Below are 22,194 nucleotides of genomic sequence, written 5' to 3'. Positions count from 1 at the left end.
CGTTTAGTGATCGCCTTCAGCAAAATCTGAAGAGTGTTTTTGTAGATACTTAAGCACAAGCGCTTCACTATCCCTGTCAAAGTTTACGAATGCCAACATACCGTTAAACATGCCCGGCCAACCATTTGCGGTGAAGTGAGCTTCAGCAGGTTGTGTGTGACAAACAGAACAGTTTGTTTGGTACGCTTGACCTGCTTTTTCCCAGATTGGCGTTACGTCAGCTAACATCGCTTCTTTCTTCATCCAAAGCTTGGTCGAAACACGCTGCCAAGGTAGACCCGTTAGGTCGTCTTCTTTGGTTTCAAATGTTTGCACCATTTCTTCGTTGATTGCGGTGTCTTTGAGTAGTGAACCAACTGGGATATTCAACCCAAAGTCTTCTTGGATTACACGACCAAAACCTTTCGCTTTACGCCAACCAGCAATCTCAATTTGTACTGCGTCGCCTTTTTCATCCACAATTTTAACGGTTGATGCAGGGTTCAGAAAACCCGCTTCTACTGTCATGCCCGCATCTTCATACATAGGAAGGTGACGTACACTCGTTAGGCTGTTGCCTGCAGAATAATCGGTATTTGAAGCAAGTTGCTCAAGCTCACCAATCATGCCGCCAGAGCTGTCCATGTTTTTCGGTAAGTTATGCGCAATGCCTTTATGACAATCAACACAACTTTGATCACGCTCAGCTGCATTCTTCATTTGAATACGCGCTGTTGGTCGCATGTTGTCAAAGTCCATTGAATCGTAGTTGTGACAGTTTTTACACTCTAGAGATTTGTTGGCAGAAAAACGGTCCCATTCGTGCTTGGCAAGCTCGATACGACGTTCTTCAAATTTCTCTGGTGTGCCTAAGTCGCCAAATACTTGTGCGAATACTTCTTTAGAAGCTTGCATCTTACGTGCGATTTTCGCTGTCCACTCGTGTGGTACGTGACAATCCGGACACGTGGCTCGTACGCCAGAAGTATTCTTCCAGTGCACGGTTTCTTGCAGCTCTACATACACGTTGTCGCGCATGGTATGACAGCTCACACAGAACTCTTCGGTATTTGTCGCTTCTAATGCGGTATTAAAACCACCCCAGAAGATAACACCTGCGATGAACCCACCCATGGTTAACACACCTAAACTGATGTGAACCGCAGGGCGAGTTAACGTTCGCCAAAGTTTTACAATAAACGCTTTCATAATTCGTTCTCTTTATATTATTCGTATAAAATGGGTATTAACCGTGCACACCTGGAGGACCGAGGAAGAATACTTGCATCGCCCAAACGATGAATCCGTACCCACCCACAAAGGCGACACTTAAAACTGGAAAGAGAACTACTGTTATCAGTAAGAATGACTTCCACTCTAGAGAGCGACTGTCTTTCTCCGCTACGTTGTTAACATTACTCATACATTTGCCTGCTATTGAAGTGATTAATTTTTCATATCCCGTCCAAGGACCAGATACACTCACATCTTGTATTGGTAAATTTTAGAACATGACAATTGCATTCATCAATGAATTAGTCAGCTTTAACTCTTGCTGCACAACACTTTTTTGAGCTGACACAGAGTTGTATTTAATTACCATTTCATGTGTAAACATGTGAATAGATGTGAAGAATTGTTATCGTTATGCATCTGTTAATATAGCAGCAAAGTTGTTAACATGAAGCACGTAGTTTGCACCAAGATAACACTTTATGAGTAGAAAAATACGGCGGCAGATCGAGCCTGCGTTTCGGATAATTCCGCTATTTGTTACAAAATTGCTAACAAAAAATCTAAAGAGCAGGTGTCCAAATTTGTACGAAATTTCTCATATATTTGGCTGTTTATCGATATACTGAAAAAAACAAATTCAAAGAGTTAGATATGCAAGAAGCGCTCGATATTGCGTGGTGGCAAATGCTACTATTTAGTACGACCTTACTCGTACCTTACGCACTCAATCGGTTCTACCAGTTAGAGTTGGGAAAGGAAATCTCGATCAGCGTAATTCGCATGGTGTCGCAGTTACTGTTGGTCGGGTTATATCTTGAGTTCGTTTTTACCCTTAATAGCTTATTACTTAATCTGCTTTGGGTATCCGTGATGGTTCTCATTGGTGCCAGTGCTATTCTAGGCAAATCAAAACTGCCAAAAGCAGAACTACTATGGCCTGTCACATTGGGCTTAATTTCTGGGCTATTCCCTCTTATATTAATACTGTGTGTTGCTATCGTACGCCCGACTCCGTATTACAGCGCCCAATACGTTATTCCTCTCTGTGGCATGTTGCTTGGTAACAGTCTTGCGGGCAATATCGTGGCACTACAAAACCTTTATACAGCCTTCCATGAACGTAAAGCTGAATACGAAGGCGCTCTGTCACTCGGCGCTTCTTCAACCTACGCCAGTGCGCCATTTGTAAAAGCCGCAATGCAGAAAGCACTCGCGCCGATTTTAGCTTCTATGAGTACGACAGGCCTTGTCACTTTGCCAGGTATGATGACAGGGCAAATCTTAGGAGGGGCAAGTCCGATCATTGCTATCAAGTATCAACTGCTCATCCTTATTGCCATTTTCGTAATGCTAACTGTGTCCGTTACTATTTCACTGCAGCTGTGCCTGAGACGGAGCATAACTAAAGAAGGAAGAGTTCGGATTCTGCCTTACAATGACTAACCATCATCAAGCAAAGTCTTGCAATAAAATCAGTTTGATTGTTTTTTAATCGACAATAGATTGGGACGACGGCCATCGAGCGCAACATCGCTTAGTAACATTTAACTTCCAATCATTTGATATAGAAACTCGAAACCAACATCACCCCCCTCTTCAGTCTATTGATTAAATACAATACTATTCAATAAGTTAAGGGGGAAATAACCAGTTAAAAGATTAACTAAATTGTCAAACCAAAACCAAATAATCAACTGGTTGCATTTGATTTACTAGAATGACCTCATACCTTATCTTAGTTATTTGCTCAGTTAACATCGCTTTTGCTCGCCCATCGCTCATATCCAATCGACTGTTAACTAGGTTATCCACAGAAATTGTGGATAACCTTATGCAGATACAATATGTTAGCGAAAACTAATTATGAAAAAGCCCCACATCGGCGGGGCTTTCAGTTAATCGAATAGATTGCACGTTCTAAAGAGAAGCGCTAATCACGAGTTCAACGACTCATTCGATTAATCTCGCAAGTAGATGAGCCAATAAGCCATGCCGACAAAGACGCCACCGCCAATGATATTACCAAGCGTCACTGGGATCAGATTATTGAGAACAAACCCCATCATATTCAAGTCAGTAAAATCGGCGGCATTCGCCCCTGTCATTTGCCAAAACTCAGGTGAGGCAAAATTCTTTATTCCGATGGCCATTGGTACTTGGAACATGTTCGCAATGCAGTGCTCAAATCCAGCAGAGACAAACATAGCGACTGGCAAAACCAACACCACAATTTTATCGGTCAACGTTCTGCCGCTGAACGTCATCCAAACACCAATACACACGAGAACGTTGCACATAATGCCTAACGCTACTGCCTGCCAAAACCCGTGGTGTAATTTGTGCTGAGCGATATGCATAGTATTAATACCGACTTGACCACTATCAAACATGTACTGTTTCGCTGTAAGCATCAAACCTACTAGCAAAATCGCGCCAACCATATTACCGAAATAGACAATCGCCCAGTGCTTAACTAAGTTTTTCCAACTGATCTTGCCACTTGCTCGGGCGACCAACGTAAGAACTGAGCTTGTGAAAAGCTCTCCGCCAGTAATAATAACTAACACTAAACCTAAGCTAAACGCGATACCACCAATGAACCGGGTAAAGCCCCAAGGTAAATCTTCAGCACCCGTGGTGATCGTCGTATAAAAGAGAAAGGCAATGCCAATATGCAGGCCTGCAGTAATGGCAAGCAAAAAGGCTTTCATCGGATCTTTGGTCGCTTTGCCAACGCCAATTTCAGCGGCGCGTTCGGCCATTTGAGGAGGTAAGAGTGAGTCAAATTGGTTCATGTTCATGGGGTAACGTTGTAGGTGCATTGAGTAATTCGCAGGATATTCGCTCCGTTCCCCCTTTTATTCAAGTGGTTTTTTAGTGTTTACTGAAAATGTTTTAAATGAGACATAAAGCGAAACGAGATCCCACATAACCCTTAACGTAATGATAAAAAAAGCACCCATTTCGAGTGCTTTCCTTAACTTAACCTCAATTTAATCTACCTAGCTTTCGGGATTAGTGATTTCAAGTTTCGTTTTTTCCGATTGGTCGCTAATTTCATTGAGAGGTTCATTAACCGTTTTCGTTGCACTTTCACTGCTTTCCACCGATTTAGCTTCAGGCATGACAGACGATTCATCCGCATCTTTAGGCGCTTGGAGTTGTTGTTTGTAATTTACTATCAATTCTTCCAAGCTCGCTATGTGTGATTCAGTACGAGCCAATTGTTTGTTGAGCGAAGCTTGCTGCTCTTTTTCTTGGGCGAGCACCTCGTTATGTTTCGCCACCTGCTCTTTCATTGTCTCGTGTTGCTCATTCAAAGTTGCAATCTTGCCTTCTAGTTCAGCCGTGCTATTTTCACTATGCAGTTGCTTAATCGCATCAACAATTAACTCGGTTTGAACTCGTAATGGTTGATCTCGAAAGTCAGAACCATCAATCGATTTAGATATGGTCAGTAACTTCCCTTCAAACTCCAAAATAATCGGCTCAAATTTTTCGTCATCCACGTTGGCCAATAGCTTCACCTCAGCGGCGGTATTTTTGACATGATCGATTTCAAACTGAGCACTCGCAACCGCTTCAGAGATAATTTTCAGATCGCGAGTATTTGCCTTAACCGTATTTTCAGCCACACTGACTTCCGCTTTCGCTTTTGCATAACTAATGGCAGCCACTCGGTTAAACCCTTCGCTACGTAGCTTACTGAGCTGCTTACTTAGCGGAGTAACAAACTCTTTGAGAACAACTTTTTGCTCCAATCCTTTTGCTTTAGTTAAGAACTTAACTTGGCTAGTTTGCGCATCATCCAAGTCTCCATCTTCAACTTCTTCATATAGCCCCTGATACGAACGTGTTACTGAAGCATATTCACTGCTGTACGCTTTTTTAGCGTCGATCTTATCTAAGTAGGCCATCTGAGCGATCGAGTCCGCTAAAAGTACATCTGCCGTTTCTTTTAATGCCAATAGTACTTTATGATTTTTTTCGACGACGCCAAGACGCTCAGTAAAGTTCTCTGCATAGGTTCCTGAAGAAAAAACAGAGTAGCTCTCGGTCGCTTTCGCAGGGTCAACCGCTACGTCTTCATAGATTTCCACCGCTTCTTCCCACGATTCAAGAAGTTCACTATACAAATCGGGTGAATAGAGCTTTAAGGACTCAGAGCCTTTCAAGGTCGCTAACCATGTTTCATAATTGGATTTAGCCTGCTCATAAATGGCATAGGAGTCTGCTTTAGACTCTTGATTTGTAACGCCAACCTCTTTAGGTTTATCTGATGTACTCTGACAGCCAGCCAAGCCAAGTAAAGCCGTCATCACCAACGTTGTGCGTGCTAATTTCATATCCGTTCCATCATTATTGTATTTATCTCCATTCATGGATAAGCCTCAAAGCATTTACTTAACCCATGACACTACTATTAACTATAAATAACTTTAATGATAATCACTTGTTTTATTAGCTCAAAAATACAGAAGATTGAACAACGCCAAGCATTCCTAGCTAATCTATTGATCTTGCTCAAGTGTACTAAAAAGCGTCAATTTGACCCGATGTAACACTTCTTGACACTTATTGTTGTTCCGAGCGGTTTTGCGTTTTATGGTGTTCAAAACTCATTTGTTTGATTTAAGGAAAACAAAGATGAAATTTAATCAAGAACACATCGCTGAACTAAACCTGTTGCTTCAGTTCGACCTAAGCAGCGCTGCTACTGGCATTAAAGTACATAATGAAGCAGCTGAAGACGTTCGTAACGCCGTCGCCAGACTCTTTGCGAAAGGGCTGTGCACAAAAACAGATGGTGGTTACCTCACCGACGAAGGCATTGAAGTAGCGGAACACGCAGAAAAAGTACTACGAGTACTATCAGCTTAAACGTTATCTTTTTCAAAACTAAGTGCTTAGGAATTGAATGATTAAGAATTAGGTACTTAAGCATTAAGTACCTAAGAATTGAGACTCACTTCATGAACAAAAAAGTACTCATCGTTGGAGCTGGCTGGTTAGGATTACCACTTGCACTGCAATTACAAAAATCAGGCTACCTCGTAGCGGTCACTAAAACATCTCAGGAAAGCCTAGAACCTCTTCTTGCCAGTTCACTAATCGGCTATGTTTGTAAGCTCACCAATGATGCTCCCACACAAAGCACAACACCTTCAGCACTGGATCGTATTCTTCTCGATTTCAGCCCAGACATCGTCATTGGCAGCTTTCCGCCTGGCTTTCGCTCAGGAAACGGCGGCGCTTATGAGCAACAATGGAAAACTCTAGCCCAGTCCGTAAAACGCGCGAAACCTTCAAAACTCATCATGATCAGTTCTAGTACGGTATATCCGTCACTGCCAGATATCATGACAGAGGACAGGGCTACGTTAGCACTTGCATCAAACAACGCTCACTTTTCAGATAAAGCCAGAATAATGCTAAAAGCTGAACAACACGTTATAGACAGTGATCTAGACTATTGCGTAGTACGTTGTTCGGGGCTTTTTGGTCCAAATCGTCACCCCGCTCGATTTGTCAGCAAACTAAAAGCCGTTAGCCGTTCTGCACCAGCAAACATGCTTCATTTGTACGATGCCATTGGCGCGACTCAATTCGCCTTAGAGCATGTAAACCGAGAAGTTGTTAATGCGACGACTCCCCACTCGGTTGATAAAGCTCAATTTTATCAAGCCGCAATCAATGACACTGATCTTGATCTAGCCATGCCTCTCATTGTAGATGAAGCAAACAAAACCATCAGCGCAGATAAACTTCTTGGCTTGGGTTATCAATTCAATTACCCATCCGTTCTTGATGCCTTTAATTCGTAATAATAAGTGTTCTTTTGCTCTTTAGGATTATCACTGTTCACATTCATTTCCCACACTAGGGCTACTTATGTCTTTATACCAAAATATCAACACGCTTTGGCAATACATGCGGCTAGACCATCAACCCGAGAAGTCAGATTGTATTTTCTGCATGTGCAGTAACGACATTCGGGTAGCGGAATATGCAGCGAAACTCTACCTTGAAGGCTATGCGCCTAAATTGGTTTTTTCTGGTGGCATTGGTCGGTTTACTGAAGGGTTATTTAATAGCTCTGAAGCGGAAGCTTTCGCTCAAGTCGCGAGTGATATTGGCGTTCCATCCGAAGACATGATTCTTGAAACTGAGTCGACTAATTCTGGGGAAAATATCCTGTATACGGCTGCGTTGTTCGAGCAGTTAGCTTACCAACCAAAGCACTTTATTTTGGTACAAAAACCCTATATGGCACGCCGAGCTTTCGCTACTTTTGCAAAGCAGTGGCCAAACACCTTTAGCAACGTCGTCTCTTGCTCACCCAATTTGTCTTTTAGTAACTATTTTAATGAATCTCTGCCCAGTGATTTAGTGATCTCGGCATTATTGCAAGATTTCGAGCGTATTCGCGATTACCCAGAAAAAGGATTTCAAATCCGACAAGAAATTCCGCGTGAAGTCACTGAATCTTATGCCGTAATTTCTAAGGCGCTCTTAAACGGACAGTAATATAGACAGCCGTACTGACTAAAATCGTATTCGCATTTAGTGATGCAACGCCCAAAAAAATACAAAATAAGTTGAAAGTTCTACATCGTATCATTATAGTGGTTTTCAGATAACGTATTCTGAAGATAAGGTAATATGATGAACAAAAATTTGTTAGCTGTACTCGTAGGTATTGGCCTGTCATTTGGCACAACTGCCGCTGAATTTGCCCCTGCCGACCAAGAGTTTTTGGGGCATTCTGCACAAATGACCATCACTCCAGAAAACTGGGATTCAGCCGAATACGCTGCAACCAGCTTTCCTAATGCCTATAAATACACCAATCATTACCACATTTCTCGCGGCCTACTAGGAAGTGAAGAACCGACATTGTCTCCAGAAGTTTTAGAGCAAGGTTCGCAGTTAGACTTTGATGCTATCCAAGTTACGGACGTCAACGACTCTATGTCATTGAATACTTTTTTGCGTGATCGTCTTAAAAACCACTCAATGGTTGTACTAAAAGATAACAAAATCATGCACGAACATTACTGGAACAATATGGATGAGCATTCGACTCATCTTGATATGTCTGTAACTAAATCGTTTACATCAATGTTGGCTGCTATTGCCGTCGCTGAAGGTAAGCTAGATATGAGCAAAAAGGTTATCGACTATTTGCCTGAGCTTAAAAATACCGCATGGGAAAGCGCAACGGTTCAAGAAGTTGCGGACATGCGTACCTCTTTAACCATCGTAGCGACGCCTCATAAATCTTGGGATGACCGCATGACTCGTTCTCAAAGTTGGAACGGTGACGAGTCAAAAGCATTCCCGAACGGCGTTGCAGACTACATGCAACTTGTGAAAGAAGTTTCTGCACCAATGGGCAGCAAATACAGCTACCAATGCATCAACACTGAAGTACTAGGTAAAGTTGTAGAAAAAGCAACGGGCGAAAACCTAGCGGATTACTTAGAAAGCCGCATTTGGAAAAAAGTAGGCATGGAGAATGATGCTTATTTCATGTCCGATGCTACGGGCTTTCCAGTTGCCTCAGGTGGCCTAAACGCGACAACCAAAGACCTAGCTCGCATGGGTAAAGTACTGCTCAATAATGGTAAGAACTACGTCGGCGAAGAAGTGATCCCTGAGAAATTCATCGATGGTTTACTCGAAGGTAATGATGAAGTACGTTCTGCTTGGAAGAAAAGTAAAGAAGCAGCACTAGCGGATGGTTGGTATAAAGACCAATTCCGCGTTCTACAAATCCCTGGTCGTAAAATCATCGCAATGGTTGGTATTCACGGACAAGTGGTCGCTATGGATAAGGAAACTGGCACGGTTGTCGCTATGAATGGCGGTTACCCACAGACAGAAACGCCACGCATGGCTATCATGATTTTCTACAAAGCGTTGCCTGCTATTTTTGATGCTGTAAATAAAGCATAATTCAGCAATCAGCTCTATTTGAAACCTCCTTCGGGAGGTTTTTTGCATTCTAACGCATCCCATACCAGCGCTTCGTTTATGCCCCTCCCCATCTTGTATAAGTTATTGTATAGTGAGTTCAAATGAATAAATTATGGAGTATACAGTGGAGCAAGTTCAACAAGTTATAGACTATCTACTGTCTAACCAATTGCTACTCACCGGGCTGTTGTTGGTTGCGATGATTCTGACCCGTCAGGTGATTATCATCTTGATTCGGGGGGACGTTAACTTTTTATCCCTTGAACAAAGAAAATGGATTTCACGCACCAAAAATGGCACGTTTTTCTTTGTCATTATTATGTTATTTGTCGTTTGGCAAGATGAAATCAGTGAATTCGCGCTCTCTTTGACTGCTATTGCCGTTGCTGTTGTTGTTGCCTCTAAAGAGATAATCCTTTGCTTTACTGGCTCTATTCAACGGGCAAGTTCGCGATCATTTAGTATTGGAGATTGGATTGAAGTCGGCCCTACCTGTGGCGAAGTAATTGAACATAACTTAATGGCGACGGTTGTGCAGGAAATCGACCTTCATCATGGGCATTATCACTACACAGGTAAAACAGCCACCTTGCCTAATAGTATCTTCTTCAGTGTTCCGGTAAAAAACTTAAACTTCATGAAGCGTTATGTTTATCATAACTTCGCCATCACGGTTGCTGAATTTCATAATCTTTATCCAATGATTCCTGCGATGTTGGCCAAAATTGATGATCACTGTGAAGACTTCATTGATATTGCGAAGCGATATAATATGGTTATCGAGCGTCATGCCGGTCTCGATTTACCTGGTGCCGAACCCCATATTGAAATAACCACTACCTCTATGGGTGAACAAGTTGTGCATTTTATGCTGTTCTGCCCCACAGAACGTGCTAGCGAATTAGAGCAGCTAATTCGAGAAGACTTTATGAGCTTGTATCATGCTCGCTTTACAGTAAGCAGTACTCCAATACAAACTGCACCTGTCGTTTAACTTGTCGCATCCTGCCATTCGATGAGATGATTCATCGCTCATCGAATGGCACAATATTCACCAACCCGCTAAAACATCCAACCGACACCCAAGTTGAACGACGTTGGATTAGAAACAACGTCATTTGACACTAAGCTTTTCTCTAAACCTGCATTAATCACCAATCTCGGGTTTAAATAAAACCTCGCGCCGCCACCTATGTTAAACCCTAATTTGCTGCTACTTCCTGATGTCGAGTCTGTATCTAAATAACTAATTCCGCCAAGGCCATACAGTGCAAACGATTCAGTAATTCTAAAGCTTGGCCCGCTATTTAATGTCCATAGCATCGAGTCATTTTTTTCCCCGCCGAATAATAAAGAGGTAGTCATTATAAAGTCGGTAGACCCAAAGCCCCCTTGCTGCCCTGTCAAAGAAATACCATTCCAGCTCTTTCCCGACTTGTCTGAAAGTGTCGCATAACCGACTGAATAATCGGCTTTCGCTATTGAAGGAAGAACAGCAACAAGTGTTAGAAGTAGAGCTGACAGCACTGATTTAAAACGCATACCACATACCTTTTTAATATTTTAGTTCATCAAACCATTTGATTTTGAAATACGATACACGACAATAAAACAGTGTACAATTAGAAATTACAACTTTATTTAGAACGACGGATGGTAAAGATAATCTCTGAAAGTTAAGACCTAGAATTGATGAACCAAAAACATCGAGTAGGGTGAGGCGTCTCCGCCTCATCCCTCTCACAGAACCGTACGTACGGACCTCGTATACGGCTCATGCACATTTCCATTCAGCATAATGGCTGAACACATATCCTGTCCTAACGTGTTCAAGATTCACTAATCAAAGGTCGTTAAACCATTGATTTGGCATCGAGTAACTGGCTAATGGACTCGCAGCATTTCTCCAACTATCCATACAGATATACCTGAATGACCCTTCGTAACCTAGCTGTCTTAGCCTGCGGTGGAGTCGGGTCGGTTTTTTCCATAATCGTAATTGGACGCTGCGAAGTCTTCGCCTTAACCACGCGGCCAGTTTCTTAAACTCCCTGTTGGCATTCGCTATTCGAAAGTACTGGCTGAACCCTCTCAGAAGTGGATTCAGTTGTTTAATGACTTCTAACAATGGCTTACCGCCATTGCGTCTTGTCACTCGCTTCAACTTTCCTTTGAACGTCGACATTTTCTTTGGCTGAATACGGCTATAATGGCTACCGATTTCTATTCCAAGGAATTTCACACCTTCGCCGCTGTGCGCTATGTGTGATTTGGTTTCGTTCACCGTTAACTTGAGCTGTTTTTCCAGGACCTTCGTTGCCTGTACTTGCGCATTTTCTGCACCTTTACGGCTGCGACAGAAGATCAGTATGTCGTCGGCATAACGGACTATTCGATGTCCTCGCTTTCGCATCTCTTGATCAAACGCATCCTGATTAATCTACGCCTTGGACAAGGCTTATTACTTCCACCTTGCGAATAACTATTTCGGGATGCTGGCACTCCTCATCAACCATTACGCCACTTTTTCAGGACTGTTTGGATGAGCTCCCGTACCCTACTGTCTGGGGCCTGGTTTCCTTATTGGTTTTTAAAAATAAGCTCCGGGGGCGAAACTTAACAGAAACCCTTTCGATAAATTCTTTATCTCCAAACGTGTTTGATTCCGTTATCGACGGATGGACCCTCCTTCCTTTTTGTTTTTTGGCCTCCGGGCCACACTTTCAAATCGGGTCTTAAACCCAAAAACGGGAAGGGGAAGAAACTGGCCTCTTTCAAAAAATTGGGGGTTTAAAAAAATACTATTATAAAGGTTTGGTGTGAAAAACACTTCCTTTCCCCCAAAAGGGTGGTGGGGGAACCCCCCAAGGATTAATCTCCCCCCCCCCCCCCCCCCCACCTTGGGGTATCAGCCTGCCTCCAACGCGCGCGGCCGGGGCCACCAAAAAAAAGGAGATTGAGGTGGTGGGGGGGGGGCGGGGTGATATACCTCCTCTCATGATGTATGCAACATGCATGTGTTCTACTAAGTTAGTAACTATATACTGGAGAATGGCGTTCGATTGAGGTCAATACCGAATAGCATGAAGTAGCCAAATCAGAAAAAAAGAGCAACAAGCATCATATAGAGTAGTAAATTGAACTAAAAAACTTCTTGTACCACCCGGGCCGGCAATAGTCACCACCAAGGAGGGGGGGGGGGAAAAACCTCTTTCTTCTTAGGAGTGGGGGTTTTAATAATTCTTTTTTAAAACTCTTTGGTAGAAACCTATTTTCCCTTCCTATTCGGAGAACCCAAGAAAAAACCCAACCCCCCCACCCACATTTTTTCCCACCCCCGTTCCACTATTCAGGGGGGGGGGGGGTTTTTGGTTTGTTTTGAGTTTCCGAAAAAAATTGATTTAGGTTTTCCCCTCAAATTTTTGGGGGAGGTTGGTTTGGGTTTTCCCTTTTTTTCCGGGCGCGCCCTTTCCCTTTCCACACTTTTTTTAATCCTTTAAAGAGTCGCTCTTTTTGGAGCAAGTGACCAAATAAACTGTAGTAAACTCTCAACTTTTTCCTTTAGATTGTGTGCCGTGGGGGGACAAATGCTCTCTCACAGTGTTGGTGTATTTCACTCCACTCTCTAGCCTTCTAGCTCAATGGCAATTTACTAGAGTGAGTCAGAGTTACTCCCTTGTACGGTTTCTCGCTTCAGTGCTTTGCTTTCACAAAGACCGAGACGGAATACCTCGATAGCTAATCAACTTGTATACCACTGAAAAAAAAACATCTGCTCATCACAGACTTAAAATGTACTTCATCCCTTCGCAACACCAGATTGCTTTTGGCAAAATGTTGTCCCATCAGACGTGTTACTGATGGTCAGCTCAGTTTTATCCTCCACACCATTACTGGGCTTCACCGGCCGAGCTTTACTCACTACTACGGATTCATCTGCCACCTCGCACCAACATAGATCTTGGCTCTCGCCTTGAGTTTATGCTTCCGACGTTTGCTCGGATGTGGTGTCAGGCTTCCCCAGTTACTGCACTGGCTCCCTGTTAACAATGCCACCCTCAAGCACAATCTAGGTCTGATTGAGTATCGGGCTTCACGCTATTTTGCACGCTTACCCACCTAAATTGCCGAATCAGGTTCACTTTCGTTGTGTACTGTTAACTTCCTATCGCTTCCTTCAAACCCTGCCGTTGGCCAGCAACGCCCTTGCGATTCGGATTATCTTCCCCTCAATCAGGGTGATTTAGGCTTCTTTCAGCCTAATGGGTTTGCCAGCTTCGCTGGGCAAACAAAAAAACCTGCTCTATTGAGCAGGTTTATACCATTTAAACGTAACTAAATATTACTTAACACTGACGAACTCTGGGTAAGCACCAACACCACAATCGTGCATATCCATACCTTCTAGCTCTTCTTCTTCTGTTACTCGAATGCCCATTGTCGCTTTCAAAACAGCCCATACTGCTAAACTTGCACCAAACACCCAAGCAAAGATTACTGCCGCGCCAAGTAGTTGAGCACCAAATGTCGCATCTGCATTGCTGAATGGCACCACCATCAGGCCAAACAAACCACACACACCGTGTACCGAGATAGCGCCAACTGGATCATCAATTTTAATTTTGTCCAGAGCAACAATAGAGAAGACAACCAAGGCACCAGCAGCGACTCCAATACTAACCGCAACCAGTGGGGTTGGAGAGAGCGGGTCAGCGGTAATCGCAACAAGGCCAGCCAAAGCACCGTTCAATACCATGGTTAGGTCAGCTTTACCCCAAGTTGTTTTACACACGAGTAGCGCTGCAATTGCACCTGCTGCTGCTGCTGCGTTCGTATTAAGGAAGATTTGACCGACAGCTGTTGCGTTTTCAAAGTCCGATAACATCAATTGCGAGCCACCGTTGAAGCCAAACCAACCAAACCAAAGGATGAACGTACCAAGCGTAGCAAGTGGCATGTTTGAACCCTGAATCGGGTAAATTTCACCATTTTTTCCGTATTTTCCTTTACGAGCACCCAACAATAGGACACCTGCTAATGCTGCTGAAGCGCCGGCCATATGCACAATACCAGAGCCTGCAAAATCACTGAATCCGGCTTTAGATAAGAAACCACCGCCCCAAGTCCAGTAACCTTCCATTGGATAGATAAACGCCGTTAGAATCGCAGAGAAAATAAGGAATGACCAAAGCTTCATACGCTCAGCAACGGCACCAGATACCACAGACATTGCGGTTGCAACAAAGACGACTTGGAAAAAGAAATCTGACTCTAATGAATGATCAGCACCTTCAGCTTGTGTGCCAATCAATGCGCCAATCGAGGGTAGCCAACCACCTTCACCGTTATCGACATACATAATGTTATAACCGACAATTAAATAAGTAGTACAGGCAATGGCGTATAAACAAAGGTTTTTCGTTAATATTTCAGTGGTGTTTTTTGAACGAACCAAGCCAGCTTCTAGCATGGCAAAGCCCGCAGCCATCCACATAACCAACGCACCGGAAATGAGAAAGAAAAAAGTGTCTAGTGCGTAACGAAGTTCAGTAACCGTTAGTGAAAGTTCCATAGTCTTATCCTCTTATCCTTATAATGCTTCACAGTCCATTTCACCCGTACGGATACGGATGGCTTGGCTTAGGTCATAAACGAAAATCTTTCCGTCACCAATTTTTCCAGTATGTGCAGCTTTGGAAATGGCCTCTACAATTCGATCCACGTTGTCGGCTTGTGTTGCAATTTCTAGTTTAACTTTTGGTAGAAAATCCACTTGGTATTCCGCACCACGGTATAATTCTGTGTGCCCTTTTTGACGACCAAAGCCTTTTACTTCGCTTACCGTCATACCTTCAATACCAACATCTGCAAGCGCTTCTCTCACGTCGTCCAATCTGAAAGGCTTTATAATTGCGTTTATTAGTTTCATAGCTTCCTCACTTAATTTGAATTTCCTTTTCCTTTAATTAGGTAATCCAAGTTACATGCCAACTATTTAACTCATTGTTTTGTATTGATTTACAATTAATACAAAGGTAAAAACAAAAAAAGGCCGCACCAATAAGGTGCAGCCTTTTCACGAAAATGTAGCAATAATGTTAATGCAGTTAGTAGCGCTCTACAAAGGTGCGCCAAGCAGTAATAGCCTGAATCAGATCCTCAAACCCACAAACAGAGATGCTTTCTTCATCGTAAAAGCTCATGGCATCTTCAAGTTCGCTGTCATCTGTCGCAAATAAAAAGTTCGCTTGTACTAACGCTTCGTTCTCTTGTAATACCAAGGTGAGCTCTTCGCCAACTAAACGCCACTCTTGCGCGTTGTCTTTGTGACTGATTAGTTTAGCCAAAATCAGTTCCATCTTAGATGTATCTTTACCCAACTCTTCAATAAACCAACGGCCTAAAACTTCGTGTCCCATAGAGAATCGGACATGATAGCTACCATCTAATGTGTTTTTTTTAAAATCGTAATCCATCGCTATTCTCTTTTTTTAACTTTGCTACACTCAGGCTAATTTACTCGTCATTGTCAGGATCTTTAGGAAAAATGCAACTGAATGCCACCATCGCACGTCGAATCGTCGAAAGAGCCATGAAAATAATCTCACATTCCATCAATGTAATGGACGAACATGGTCGCATTATTGGTTCTGGAGATCCTACTCGCCTGCAACAAAGACACGAAGGGGCAATCTTGGCGCTGAATAATCATCGCACTGTTGAAATTGACGATGCGATGGCTGACAAACTTCAAGGAGTAAAGCCAGGCATTAACCTACCGATTATGTTTCAACAGCACGCTATTGGAGTGGTCGGGATCTCTGGCGCACCGGAATCTATCCGAAACTATGCTGAGTTAGTTAAGATGACCGCTGAACTCATTGTCGAGCAAGCCGACCTAATGGCACAAGTACAATGGAATAAGCGGCATCGAGAAGAATTAGTTCTACAGTTGATTCAAAGCACGCATTTAAACGAAACTCAATTAAACGCCATCGCCCAAAAACTCGAACTAAACCTCGATCAGCCACGCGTTGCCGCTATCGTTAAAGTGGTTCCTAAACATGGTGAAACGCTATCGCTAGAACATTTACAACAGTTGGTGCACTTACTTGAGCACCCCGAGCGAGATAATTTGGTTGGTATTGTTTCGGTTTCCAACAATGAAGTTGTCGTGCTTAAGCCTATCACCTTGACTGATGACGGTTGGTCTCGGAGTAAAGAGCAAACTCGCACCAATCAATTAATCCGCAGGGTAGCAAAAGAAGAAGCGTTTCGCATACGCATTGCACTTGGTGACTACTTTCCAACGATACAGGGTATACGCCATTCCTATCTGAGCGCGAAAGCAACGTTAGAAGCTGCACCACAAACAAAAAATGATGTTTTACACTACCAAGATTATGTTCTGCCAGTATTGCTCGATGGCTTAAAATCTGACCCTTGGCGTTATCAACAACTCCAACAACCCATCCAACCATTACTCGATGCCGATAATAAAGGCGTACTTTTGAAAACCTTACGAGTGTTTTTTGCTCAAAATTGTGATTTAGCTCAAACCTGCCAAGCTCTCCACATCCATAGAAATACTCTACGCTACAGAATAGAAAAGATAGAGAAAATAACCTCCTTATCATTCAGTAACTTAAATGACAAAACTCGTCTTTATTTATCATTCTGTTGCTTTGACAAATAAAGTTACAATTATGCAAATGCACAAAAAAGCACACTTTTACTACTGATACATTTGTCATTCTGCCTAAAGATTCCTACCGATTAACTCAGTACAGTGCAGACAAATCACTCATCTTCAGGGAATAAAAGCATGATAGAAGTATCGACTCTTGGCGCCTTAGCAGCACTTGTTGTTGCTATAAGTCTTATCCTCAAAAAAGTACCACCCGCTTATGGCATGATCATCGGTGCCTTAATTGGCGGGATCGTGGGAGGCGTTTCACTGACCGATACCGTAGGATTAATGATTGGTGGCGCTCAAGGTATTGTGACTGCAGTTTTACGAATTCTAGCAGCAGGTGTATTAGCGGGTGTATTAATTGAATCTGGAGCGGCCACATCCATCGCCGAAACCATCGTTAAAAAAGTTGGCGAAACTCGAGCGCTACTTGCATTGGCTCTCGCCACCATGATTTTGACGGCTGTTGGCGTATTTGTCGATGTTGCCGTCATCACCGTTGCGCCGATTGCATTGGCGATTGCTCATCGTGCCGATCTGTCAAAAATGGCCATCTTACTTGCTATGGTTGGTGGCGGTAAAGCTGGCAACGTCATGTCACCAAACCCAAATGCGATTGCTGCTGCAGATGCATTTAACGTTCCGCTCACGTCAGTCATGGCTGCCGGTATCATCCCCGGTCTCTGCGGACTCATTTTCGCTTATTTCATTGCAAAGAAATTGGTCAACAAAGGCACTAAAGTAAAAGAAAATGAAGTAATCAGTGTCAACAATAGTCGCCTACCTAAATTTGGAGCCGCTATCGTCGCACCACTGGTCGCCATCGCTTTACTCGCACTTCGCCCCATTGCTGGCATTAATGTCGATCCGCTTATCGCACTACCTTTAGGTGGTTTAATGGGAGCACTTGCAATGGGTCGCTTCAAAGATAGTAATCACTTTGCTGTTTCTGGCTTATCGCGTATGGCTCCGGTCGCTGTAATGTTACTTGGTACAGGTACGCTTGCAGGCATCATCGCCAACTCAGGATTAAAGTCAGGCCTAATTGAAGTGTTAACCGCCTCAGGGTTACCATCTTACCTACTGGCTCCGATTTCTGGTGCCATGATGTCTCTAGCTACGGCTTCCACGACAGCGGGTACCGCCGTTGCAGCAAGCGTATTTAGTCACACTATTTTAGAACTTGGTGTTCCTGCATTGGCCGGTGCGGCCATGATTCACGCTGGTGCAACAGTACTTGATCACATGCCACACGGCAGTTTTTTCCATGCCACTGGTGGCGCAGTTCACATGGATATTCGTGAGCGTCTCAAGCTTGTTCCTTACGAATCAGCGGTTGGTCTGATGATCGCCGTTGTTTCGACTCTCATCTTCGGTGTATTCGGCCTGTTCGTTTAAGAGGTTTCTATGAAAATTATTATTGCTCCTGATTCATATAAAGAGAGTTTAACAGCGATGGAAGTCGCAAATGCGATTGAAGCTGGCTTTAAGCAAGTATTACCCCATGCCGACTACATAAAACTGCCGATGGCTGATGGCGGCGAAGGCACCGTTCAATCTTTGGTTGATGCAACGGGAGGGGAAATCATTGAACATAGGGTGACAGGGCCATTAGGCGAACAAGTCTCTGGGTTTTACGGACTGATGGGTGAAGGCAAAACCGCTATCATTGAAATGGCCGCGGCATCAGGCTTGCATTTAGTGCCTGCCTCACAACGAAACCCGTTGCAAACGACAACATTTGGAACTGGTGAGTTAATTAAAGCAGCACTGAACAAAGGCGTAGAACACATTATTGTTGGTATCGGTGGCAGCGCAACCAATGATGGCGGAATTGGCATGGCTCAAGCTCTCGGCGTCCGAATGCTCGATGCTGAAAACAAAGAAATAGGCTATGGAGGCGGAGCCTTAGCTCGATTAGCCACTATCGATATTTCAGAGGTCGACCCTCGCCTTGCGAACATAAAGTTAGAAGTCGCTTGTGATGTGGATAACCCGTTATGCGGTCCTAAGGGAGCTTCTTACATATTTGGCCCACAAAAAGGCGCAACCACTGAAATGATCGTTCAGTTAGACGCTAACCTTTCCCATTATGCTGACGTGATTAAGACTCAACTCGGACGCGACGTAAAAGAAATGGCAGGAGCTGGCGCCGCTGGTGGCCTAGGCGCGGCTCTACTTGGCATATTTAATGCGCAGCTTCGCCCTGGTATTGAGATCGTAATGGATGCCGTTAATTTAAGTAAAGTCGTCGCTGATGCTGATCTCGTTATCACCGGGGAGGGTCGAATCGACAGTCAAACCATTCACGGTAAAACGCCGATTGGTGTTGCACGTACAGCGAAAAAATACCAACTCCCAGTTATTGGAATTGCTGGCTGCCAATCAAACGACTCTCATGTTGTTCATGCCCATGGCATTGATGCGGTTTTCAGTGTTGTACCACGATCGGTTAGCCTAGAAGAAGCTCTGCGTGACGCTGCATTCAATGTTGAAATGACATCTCGTAATGTCGCCGCACTGGTGGCTATGAGCTTGAAGTAATACAACATTCCAGCCATAAAAAAAGCGCTTCAATAATGAAGCGCTTTTTGCCTTTAGTGACCACACTTAACGTTTAAGCTGGCTCTTGGAAAATCACCGTGTCGGCTTTTTCTGTGTATTCGCCCATTTGATGGAAATTTAGGTAGCGATACGTATCCGCAGCGGTTGCATCAATCTGCCTTGCGTACTCAAGGTACTCTTCTTTTGTCGGAATTCGACCTAGAATCGCACCAACGGCAGCTAATTCAGCAGAAGACAAGTAAACATTCGCCCCTGTACCTAAACGGTTCGGGAAGTTACGAGTCGACGTTGACATCACTGTCGCCGCGTCAGCTACACGAGCTTGGTTACCCATACATAATGAACAGCCAGGAGTTTCAATACGAACACCAGCACGGCCGAAGATACCGTAGTAGCCTTCTTCCGTCAGTTGATCTTTATCCATCTTAGTTGGTGGAGCGATCCACAAACGTGTATTCAACTGACCATTAAACTTCTCAAGCAGTTTACCTGCAGCACGGAAGTGGCCAATGTTGGTCATACAAGAACCGATGAATACTTCGTTAATTTCTGTGCCTTGAACATCAGAAAGCAAACGAGCATCGTCTGGATCATTTGGTGCACAAAGAATTGGTTGGTCAATGTCAGCCAAATCGATTTCAATAACGTGCGCGTATTCTGCATCACCATCAGCTTGCATTAGATCAGGCTTCGCTAACCACTCTTCCATACCAGTGACACGACGCTCTAGAGTACGACGATCACCATAACCTTCTGAAATCATCCACTTCAACATGGTGATATTAGAATTTAGGTACTCTTCAATGGACTCTTGAGACAGTTTAACGGTACAACCCGCCGCACTACGCTCTGCTGAAGCATCAGACAGCTCAAAAGCTTGCTCAACACTTAAGTGCTCAACGCCTTCAATTTCTAGTACTCGGCCAGAGAATTCGTTGATTTTACCCGCTTTCTCTACCGTCAGTAAGCCTTGCTTAATGCCGTAATATGGAATCGCATGAACCAAATCACGCAATGTAATGCCTTCTTTCATTTCGCCTTTAAAGCGAACAAGAATAGACTCAGGCATATCCAGAGGCATAACCCCTGTTGCCGCGGCAAACGCAACTAGACCAGAACCCGCAGGGAAAGAAATACCCAGAGGGAAACGAGTGTGCGAATCACCACCTGTACCCACGGTATCAGGAAGCAACATACGGTTTAGCCATGAGTGGATAACACCATCACCAGGGCGAAGTGAAACACCAGCACGATTCATGATGAAATCAGGTAATGTATGGTGCGTGTTTACATCGACAGGTTTAGGGTATGCCGAGGTATGACAGAAAGACTGCATGACTAAATCAGCAGAGAAACCTAAACACGCAAGATCTTTAAGTTCATCACGCGTCATTGGCCCAGTCGTATCTTGAGAGCCAACTGTCGTCATTTTTGGTTCACAGTAAGTGCCAGGGCGAATGCCTTCAACACCACATGCTTTACCGACCATCTTCTGAGCCAGCGTGTAACCTTTGCCAGTATCCGCAACTTCAACAGGACGACGGAAGATTTCAGATGGCTCTAGGTTTAGAGACTGACGAGCGCGGTCAGTGAGACCACGACCAATGATCAGTGGAATACGACCACCAGCACGAACTTCATCGATTAATACGTCGGTTTTCAAACCAAACTCAGCTAAGGTTGCGCCCGTTTCGTGGTCACACACTTTGCCTTCAAATGGATAAACGTCAATCACGTCGCCCATGTTCAGTTTCGTCACATCTACTTCAATTGGCAATGCGCCAGCATCTTCCATTGTGTTGAAGAAGATTGGTGCAATTTTACCACCAAGGACATAACCACCAGCACGTTTGTTTGGTACGAATGGAATATCATCACCCATGAACCACAACACTGAGTTAGTTGCCGATTTACGAGATGAGCCAGTACCAACAACATCACCAACATAGACTAATTGATGACCTTTTTCTTTCAGGCTATCAATTTGCTTAAGTGGACCAATTGAACCCGCTTGCTCAGGTTCGATACCTTCACGCTCATTTTTAAGCATCGCGAGTGCATGAACAGGGATATCTGGACGAGACCATGCATCAGGTGCTGGTGACAAATCATCAGTGTTTGTTTCGCCTGTCACTTTAAAGACAGTAAGAGTGATCTTTTCTTGTAGCTCAGGCTTGGAAAGGAACCATTCGGCGTCAGCCCAAGATTGAAGTACTTGTTTAGCTGAGTCATTACCTGCTTTCGCTTTTTCTTCTACATCGTAGAAAGAGTCAAACATCAGCAAAGTATGAGAAAGGGCTTTAACAGCGATCGGAGCAAGCTGAGCATCATCAAGTAAGCTAATTAAAGACTCAATGTTGTAGCCACCTTGCATCGTACCAAGCAGCTGAGCTGCTTTTTCACGGCTAACCAATGACGAGGTTACTTCACCAGTGGTAATGGCCGTAAGGAAACCCGCTTTTACATAAGCAGCTTCATCAACACCAGGGGGAATGCGATTCTCAAGTAGGTCGAGTAATACTTCGTCCTCGCCTTGAGGTGGATTTTTCAGTAATTCAACAAGTCCTGCGACTTGTTCTGCATCTAGGGGTTTAGGGACAACTCCTTCTGCGGCACGCTCTGCGACGTGTTTACGGTAGGCTTCAAGCACAACTCATTCCTCTCATTGCGGTTTACCCCAGTGTAATGGGCATAAACATCCTTGGAAAACTTGGCTACCTTGCCGGTCTAAAGATGATTTG

18 protein-coding genes and 1 pseudogene are annotated in these 22,194 nt (G+C 43.9%); 9 read left to right on the top strand and 10 right to left on the bottom strand.

Features of this window, described 5'->3' with window-relative positions:
- Positions 1–3: 3 nt before the first annotated feature.
- Both torC and torE read right to left on the bottom strand, forming a co-directional pair.
- The gene (torC, locus tag VTAP4600_RS01485; protein WP_102521179.1) at positions 4–1,188 is read right to left on the bottom strand and encodes a pentaheme c-type cytochrome TorC; all 1,185 of its coding nucleotides are present in this window, start codon (positions 1,186–1,188) and stop codon (positions 4–6) included.
- A gap of 37 nt (positions 1,189–1,225) precedes the next feature.
- The gene (gene torE, locus VTAP4600_RS01480) at positions 1,226–1,402 is read right to left on the bottom strand and encodes a trimethylamine N-oxide reductase system protein TorE (protein WP_102521178.1); all 177 of its coding nucleotides are present in this window, start codon (positions 1,400–1,402) and stop codon (positions 1,226–1,228) included.
- A 464-nt stretch (positions 1,403–1,866) separates the two neighbouring features.
- On the opposite strand from torE, the gene VTAP4600_RS01475 reads away from it, so the two are divergent.
- Positions 1,867–2,658 carry an ABC transporter permease gene (locus tag VTAP4600_RS01475; protein ID WP_102521177.1) on the top strand — a complete coding sequence of 264 codons (792 nt, stop codon included), beginning with the start codon at positions 1,867–1,869 and terminating at the stop codon, positions 2,656–2,658.
- A gap of 515 nt (positions 2,659–3,173) precedes the next feature.
- Here VTAP4600_RS01475 and focA read toward each other — a convergent pair.
- Together focA and VTAP4600_RS01465 are read right to left on the bottom strand one after the other, a co-directional pair.
- Positions 3,174–4,016: a formate transporter FocA gene (gene focA, locus VTAP4600_RS01470; protein ID WP_172443046.1), complete on the bottom strand. Its 843-nt coding sequence runs from the start codon at positions 4,014–4,016 to the stop codon at positions 3,174–3,176.
- 201 nt (positions 4,017–4,217) lie between these two features.
- Positions 4,218–5,561 (bottom strand): DNA repair protein, encoded by a 1,344-nt coding sequence (locus tag VTAP4600_RS01465; RefSeq protein ID WP_145958545.1) that lies wholly within the window; start codon positions 5,559–5,561, stop codon positions 4,218–4,220.
- A 301-nt stretch (positions 5,562–5,862) separates the two neighbouring features.
- On the opposite strand from VTAP4600_RS01465, the gene VTAP4600_RS01460 reads away from it, so the two are divergent.
- The 5 genes from VTAP4600_RS01460 (at position 5,863) to VTAP4600_RS01440 (ending at position 10,189) form a co-directional block, all read left to right on the top strand.
- The gene (locus VTAP4600_RS01460; RefSeq protein ID WP_102521175.1) at positions 5,863–6,096 is read left to right on the top strand and encodes a TIGR02647 family protein; all 234 of its coding nucleotides are present in this window, start codon (positions 5,863–5,865) and stop codon (positions 6,094–6,096) included.
- A 92-nt stretch (positions 6,097–6,188) separates the two neighbouring features.
- On the top strand, positions 6,189–7,040 hold the full coding sequence (locus tag VTAP4600_RS01455) for an NAD-dependent epimerase/dehydratase family protein (RefSeq protein ID WP_102521174.1): 852 nt from the start codon (positions 6,189–6,191) through the stop codon (positions 7,038–7,040).
- A 67-nt stretch (positions 7,041–7,107) separates the two neighbouring features.
- Entirely contained in the window at positions 7,108–7,743 is a 636-nt protein-coding gene (locus VTAP4600_RS01450) for a YdcF family protein (RefSeq protein ID WP_102521173.1), read from the top strand.
- A 135-nt stretch (positions 7,744–7,878) separates the two neighbouring features.
- On the top strand, positions 7,879–9,174 hold the full coding sequence (locus tag VTAP4600_RS01445; RefSeq protein WP_231897843.1) for a serine hydrolase domain-containing protein: 1,296 nt from the start codon (positions 7,879–7,881) through the stop codon (positions 9,172–9,174).
- Positions 9,175–9,319: 145 nt separating this feature from the next.
- The gene (locus VTAP4600_RS01440; RefSeq protein ID WP_102523851.1) at positions 9,320–10,189 is read left to right on the top strand and encodes a mechanosensitive ion channel family protein; all 870 of its coding nucleotides are present in this window, start codon (positions 9,320–9,322) and stop codon (positions 10,187–10,189) included.
- Between the two features lie 68 nt (positions 10,190–10,257).
- Here the strand turns inward: VTAP4600_RS01440 and VTAP4600_RS01435 are convergent, their stop codons facing one another.
- From VTAP4600_RS01435 to VTAP4600_RS01410, 5 genes and pseudogenes are all read right to left on the bottom strand, one after another.
- Complete coding sequence (locus tag VTAP4600_RS01435) at positions 10,258–10,737, bottom strand: outer membrane beta-barrel protein (RefSeq protein ID WP_102521171.1); 480 nt, start codon at positions 10,735–10,737, stop codon at positions 10,258–10,260.
- A 232-nt stretch (positions 10,738–10,969) separates the two neighbouring features.
- A pseudogene (locus VTAP4600_RS01430) lies at positions 10,970–11,635 on the bottom strand (group II intron maturase-specific domain-containing protein); the annotation flags it as partial.
- Between the two features lie 1,902 nt (positions 11,636–13,537).
- Positions 13,538–14,767: an ammonium transporter gene (locus VTAP4600_RS01420; RefSeq protein WP_102521168.1), complete on the bottom strand. Its 1,230-nt coding sequence runs from the start codon at positions 14,765–14,767 to the stop codon at positions 13,538–13,540.
- Positions 14,768–14,785: 18 nt separating this feature from the next.
- A complete protein-coding gene (locus VTAP4600_RS01415; protein ID WP_102521167.1) occupies positions 14,786–15,124 on the bottom strand; it encodes a P-II family nitrogen regulator in 339 nt (112 codons plus the stop codon).
- A 178-nt stretch (positions 15,125–15,302) separates the two neighbouring features.
- Positions 15,303–15,671 carry a YacL family protein gene (locus VTAP4600_RS01410; protein ID WP_102521166.1) on the bottom strand — a complete coding sequence of 123 codons (369 nt, stop codon included), beginning with the start codon at positions 15,669–15,671 and terminating at the stop codon, positions 15,303–15,305.
- A 71-nt stretch (positions 15,672–15,742) separates the two neighbouring features.
- Here VTAP4600_RS01410 and VTAP4600_RS01405 point away from each other — a divergent pair, with 71 nt between their 5' ends.
- The 3 genes from VTAP4600_RS01405 to VTAP4600_RS01395 all read left to right on the top strand — a co-directional run bounded on the left by VTAP4600_RS01405 (position 15,743) and on the right by VTAP4600_RS01395 (position 19,432).
- A complete protein-coding gene (locus VTAP4600_RS01405; protein WP_102521165.1) occupies positions 15,743–16,891 on the top strand; it encodes a sugar diacid recognition domain-containing protein in 1,149 nt (382 codons plus the stop codon).
- A gap of 129 nt (positions 16,892–17,020) precedes the next feature.
- On the top strand, positions 17,021–18,286 hold the full coding sequence (locus VTAP4600_RS01400; protein WP_102521164.1) for a GntP family permease: 1,266 nt from the start codon (positions 17,021–17,023) through the stop codon (positions 18,284–18,286).
- Between the two features lie 9 nt (positions 18,287–18,295).
- Positions 18,296–19,432: a glycerate kinase gene (locus VTAP4600_RS01395; protein ID WP_102521163.1), complete on the top strand. Its 1,137-nt coding sequence runs from the start codon at positions 18,296–18,298 to the stop codon at positions 19,430–19,432.
- Positions 19,433–19,505: 73 nt separating this feature from the next.
- Here the strand turns inward: VTAP4600_RS01395 and acnB are convergent, their stop codons facing one another.
- A complete protein-coding gene (gene acnB, locus VTAP4600_RS01390) occupies positions 19,506–22,103 on the bottom strand; it encodes a bifunctional aconitate hydratase 2/2-methylisocitrate dehydratase (protein ID WP_102521162.1) in 2,598 nt (865 codons plus the stop codon).
- Positions 22,104–22,194 lie beyond the last annotated feature (91 nt).

The sequence above is a fragment of the Vibrio tapetis subsp. tapetis genome (genome assembly GCF_900233005.1).
Classification (GTDB): domain Bacteria; phylum Pseudomonadota; class Gammaproteobacteria; order Enterobacterales; family Vibrionaceae; genus Vibrio; species Vibrio tapetis.
Note: the sequence above shows the minus strand (reverse complement) of the source record. Positions and strands in the feature narration are given on the sequence as shown.

Excerpts from the sequence above, each read along its gene's own strand:
- torC (WP_102521179.1), bottom strand. The coding sequence starts at position 1,188 with ATGAAAGCGTTTATTGTAAAACTTTGGCGAACGTTAACTCGCCCTGCG.
- torE (WP_102521178.1), bottom strand. The coding sequence starts at position 1,402 with ATGAGTAATGTTAACAACGTAGCGGAGAAAGACAGTCGCTCTCTAGAG.
- VTAP4600_RS01475 (WP_102521177.1), top strand. The coding sequence starts at position 1,867 with ATGCAAGAAGCGCTCGATATTGCGTGGTGGCAAATGCTACTATTTAGT.
- focA (WP_172443046.1), bottom strand. The coding sequence starts at position 4,016 with ATGAACATGAACCAATTTGACTCACTCTTACCTCCTCAAATGGCCGAA.
- VTAP4600_RS01465 (WP_145958545.1), bottom strand. The coding sequence starts at position 5,561 with ATGAAATTAGCACGCACAACGTTGGTGATGACGGCTTTACTTGGCTTG.
- VTAP4600_RS01460 (WP_102521175.1), top strand. The coding sequence starts at position 5,863 with ATGAAATTTAATCAAGAACACATCGCTGAACTAAACCTGTTGCTTCAG.
- VTAP4600_RS01455 (WP_102521174.1), top strand. The coding sequence starts at position 6,189 with ATGAACAAAAAAGTACTCATCGTTGGAGCTGGCTGGTTAGGATTACCA.
- VTAP4600_RS01450 (WP_102521173.1), top strand. The coding sequence starts at position 7,108 with ATGTCTTTATACCAAAATATCAACACGCTTTGGCAATACATGCGGCTA.
- VTAP4600_RS01445 (WP_231897843.1), top strand. The coding sequence starts at position 7,879 with ATGATGAACAAAAATTTGTTAGCTGTACTCGTAGGTATTGGCCTGTCA.
- VTAP4600_RS01435 (WP_102521171.1), bottom strand. The coding sequence starts at position 10,737 with ATGCGTTTTAAATCAGTGCTGTCAGCTCTACTTCTAACACTTGTTGCT.
- VTAP4600_RS01420 (WP_102521168.1), bottom strand. The coding sequence starts at position 14,767 with ATGGAACTTTCACTAACGGTTACTGAACTTCGTTACGCACTAGACACT.
- VTAP4600_RS01415 (WP_102521167.1), bottom strand. The coding sequence starts at position 15,124 with ATGAAACTAATAAACGCAATTATAAAGCCTTTCAGATTGGACGACGTG.
- VTAP4600_RS01410 (WP_102521166.1), bottom strand. The coding sequence starts at position 15,671 with ATGGATTACGATTTTAAAAAAAACACATTAGATGGTAGCTATCATGTC.
- VTAP4600_RS01405 (WP_102521165.1), top strand. The coding sequence starts at position 15,743 with ATGCAACTGAATGCCACCATCGCACGTCGAATCGTCGAAAGAGCCATG.
- VTAP4600_RS01400 (WP_102521164.1), top strand. The coding sequence starts at position 17,021 with ATGATAGAAGTATCGACTCTTGGCGCCTTAGCAGCACTTGTTGTTGCT.
- VTAP4600_RS01395 (WP_102521163.1), top strand. The coding sequence starts at position 18,296 with ATGAAAATTATTATTGCTCCTGATTCATATAAAGAGAGTTTAACAGCG.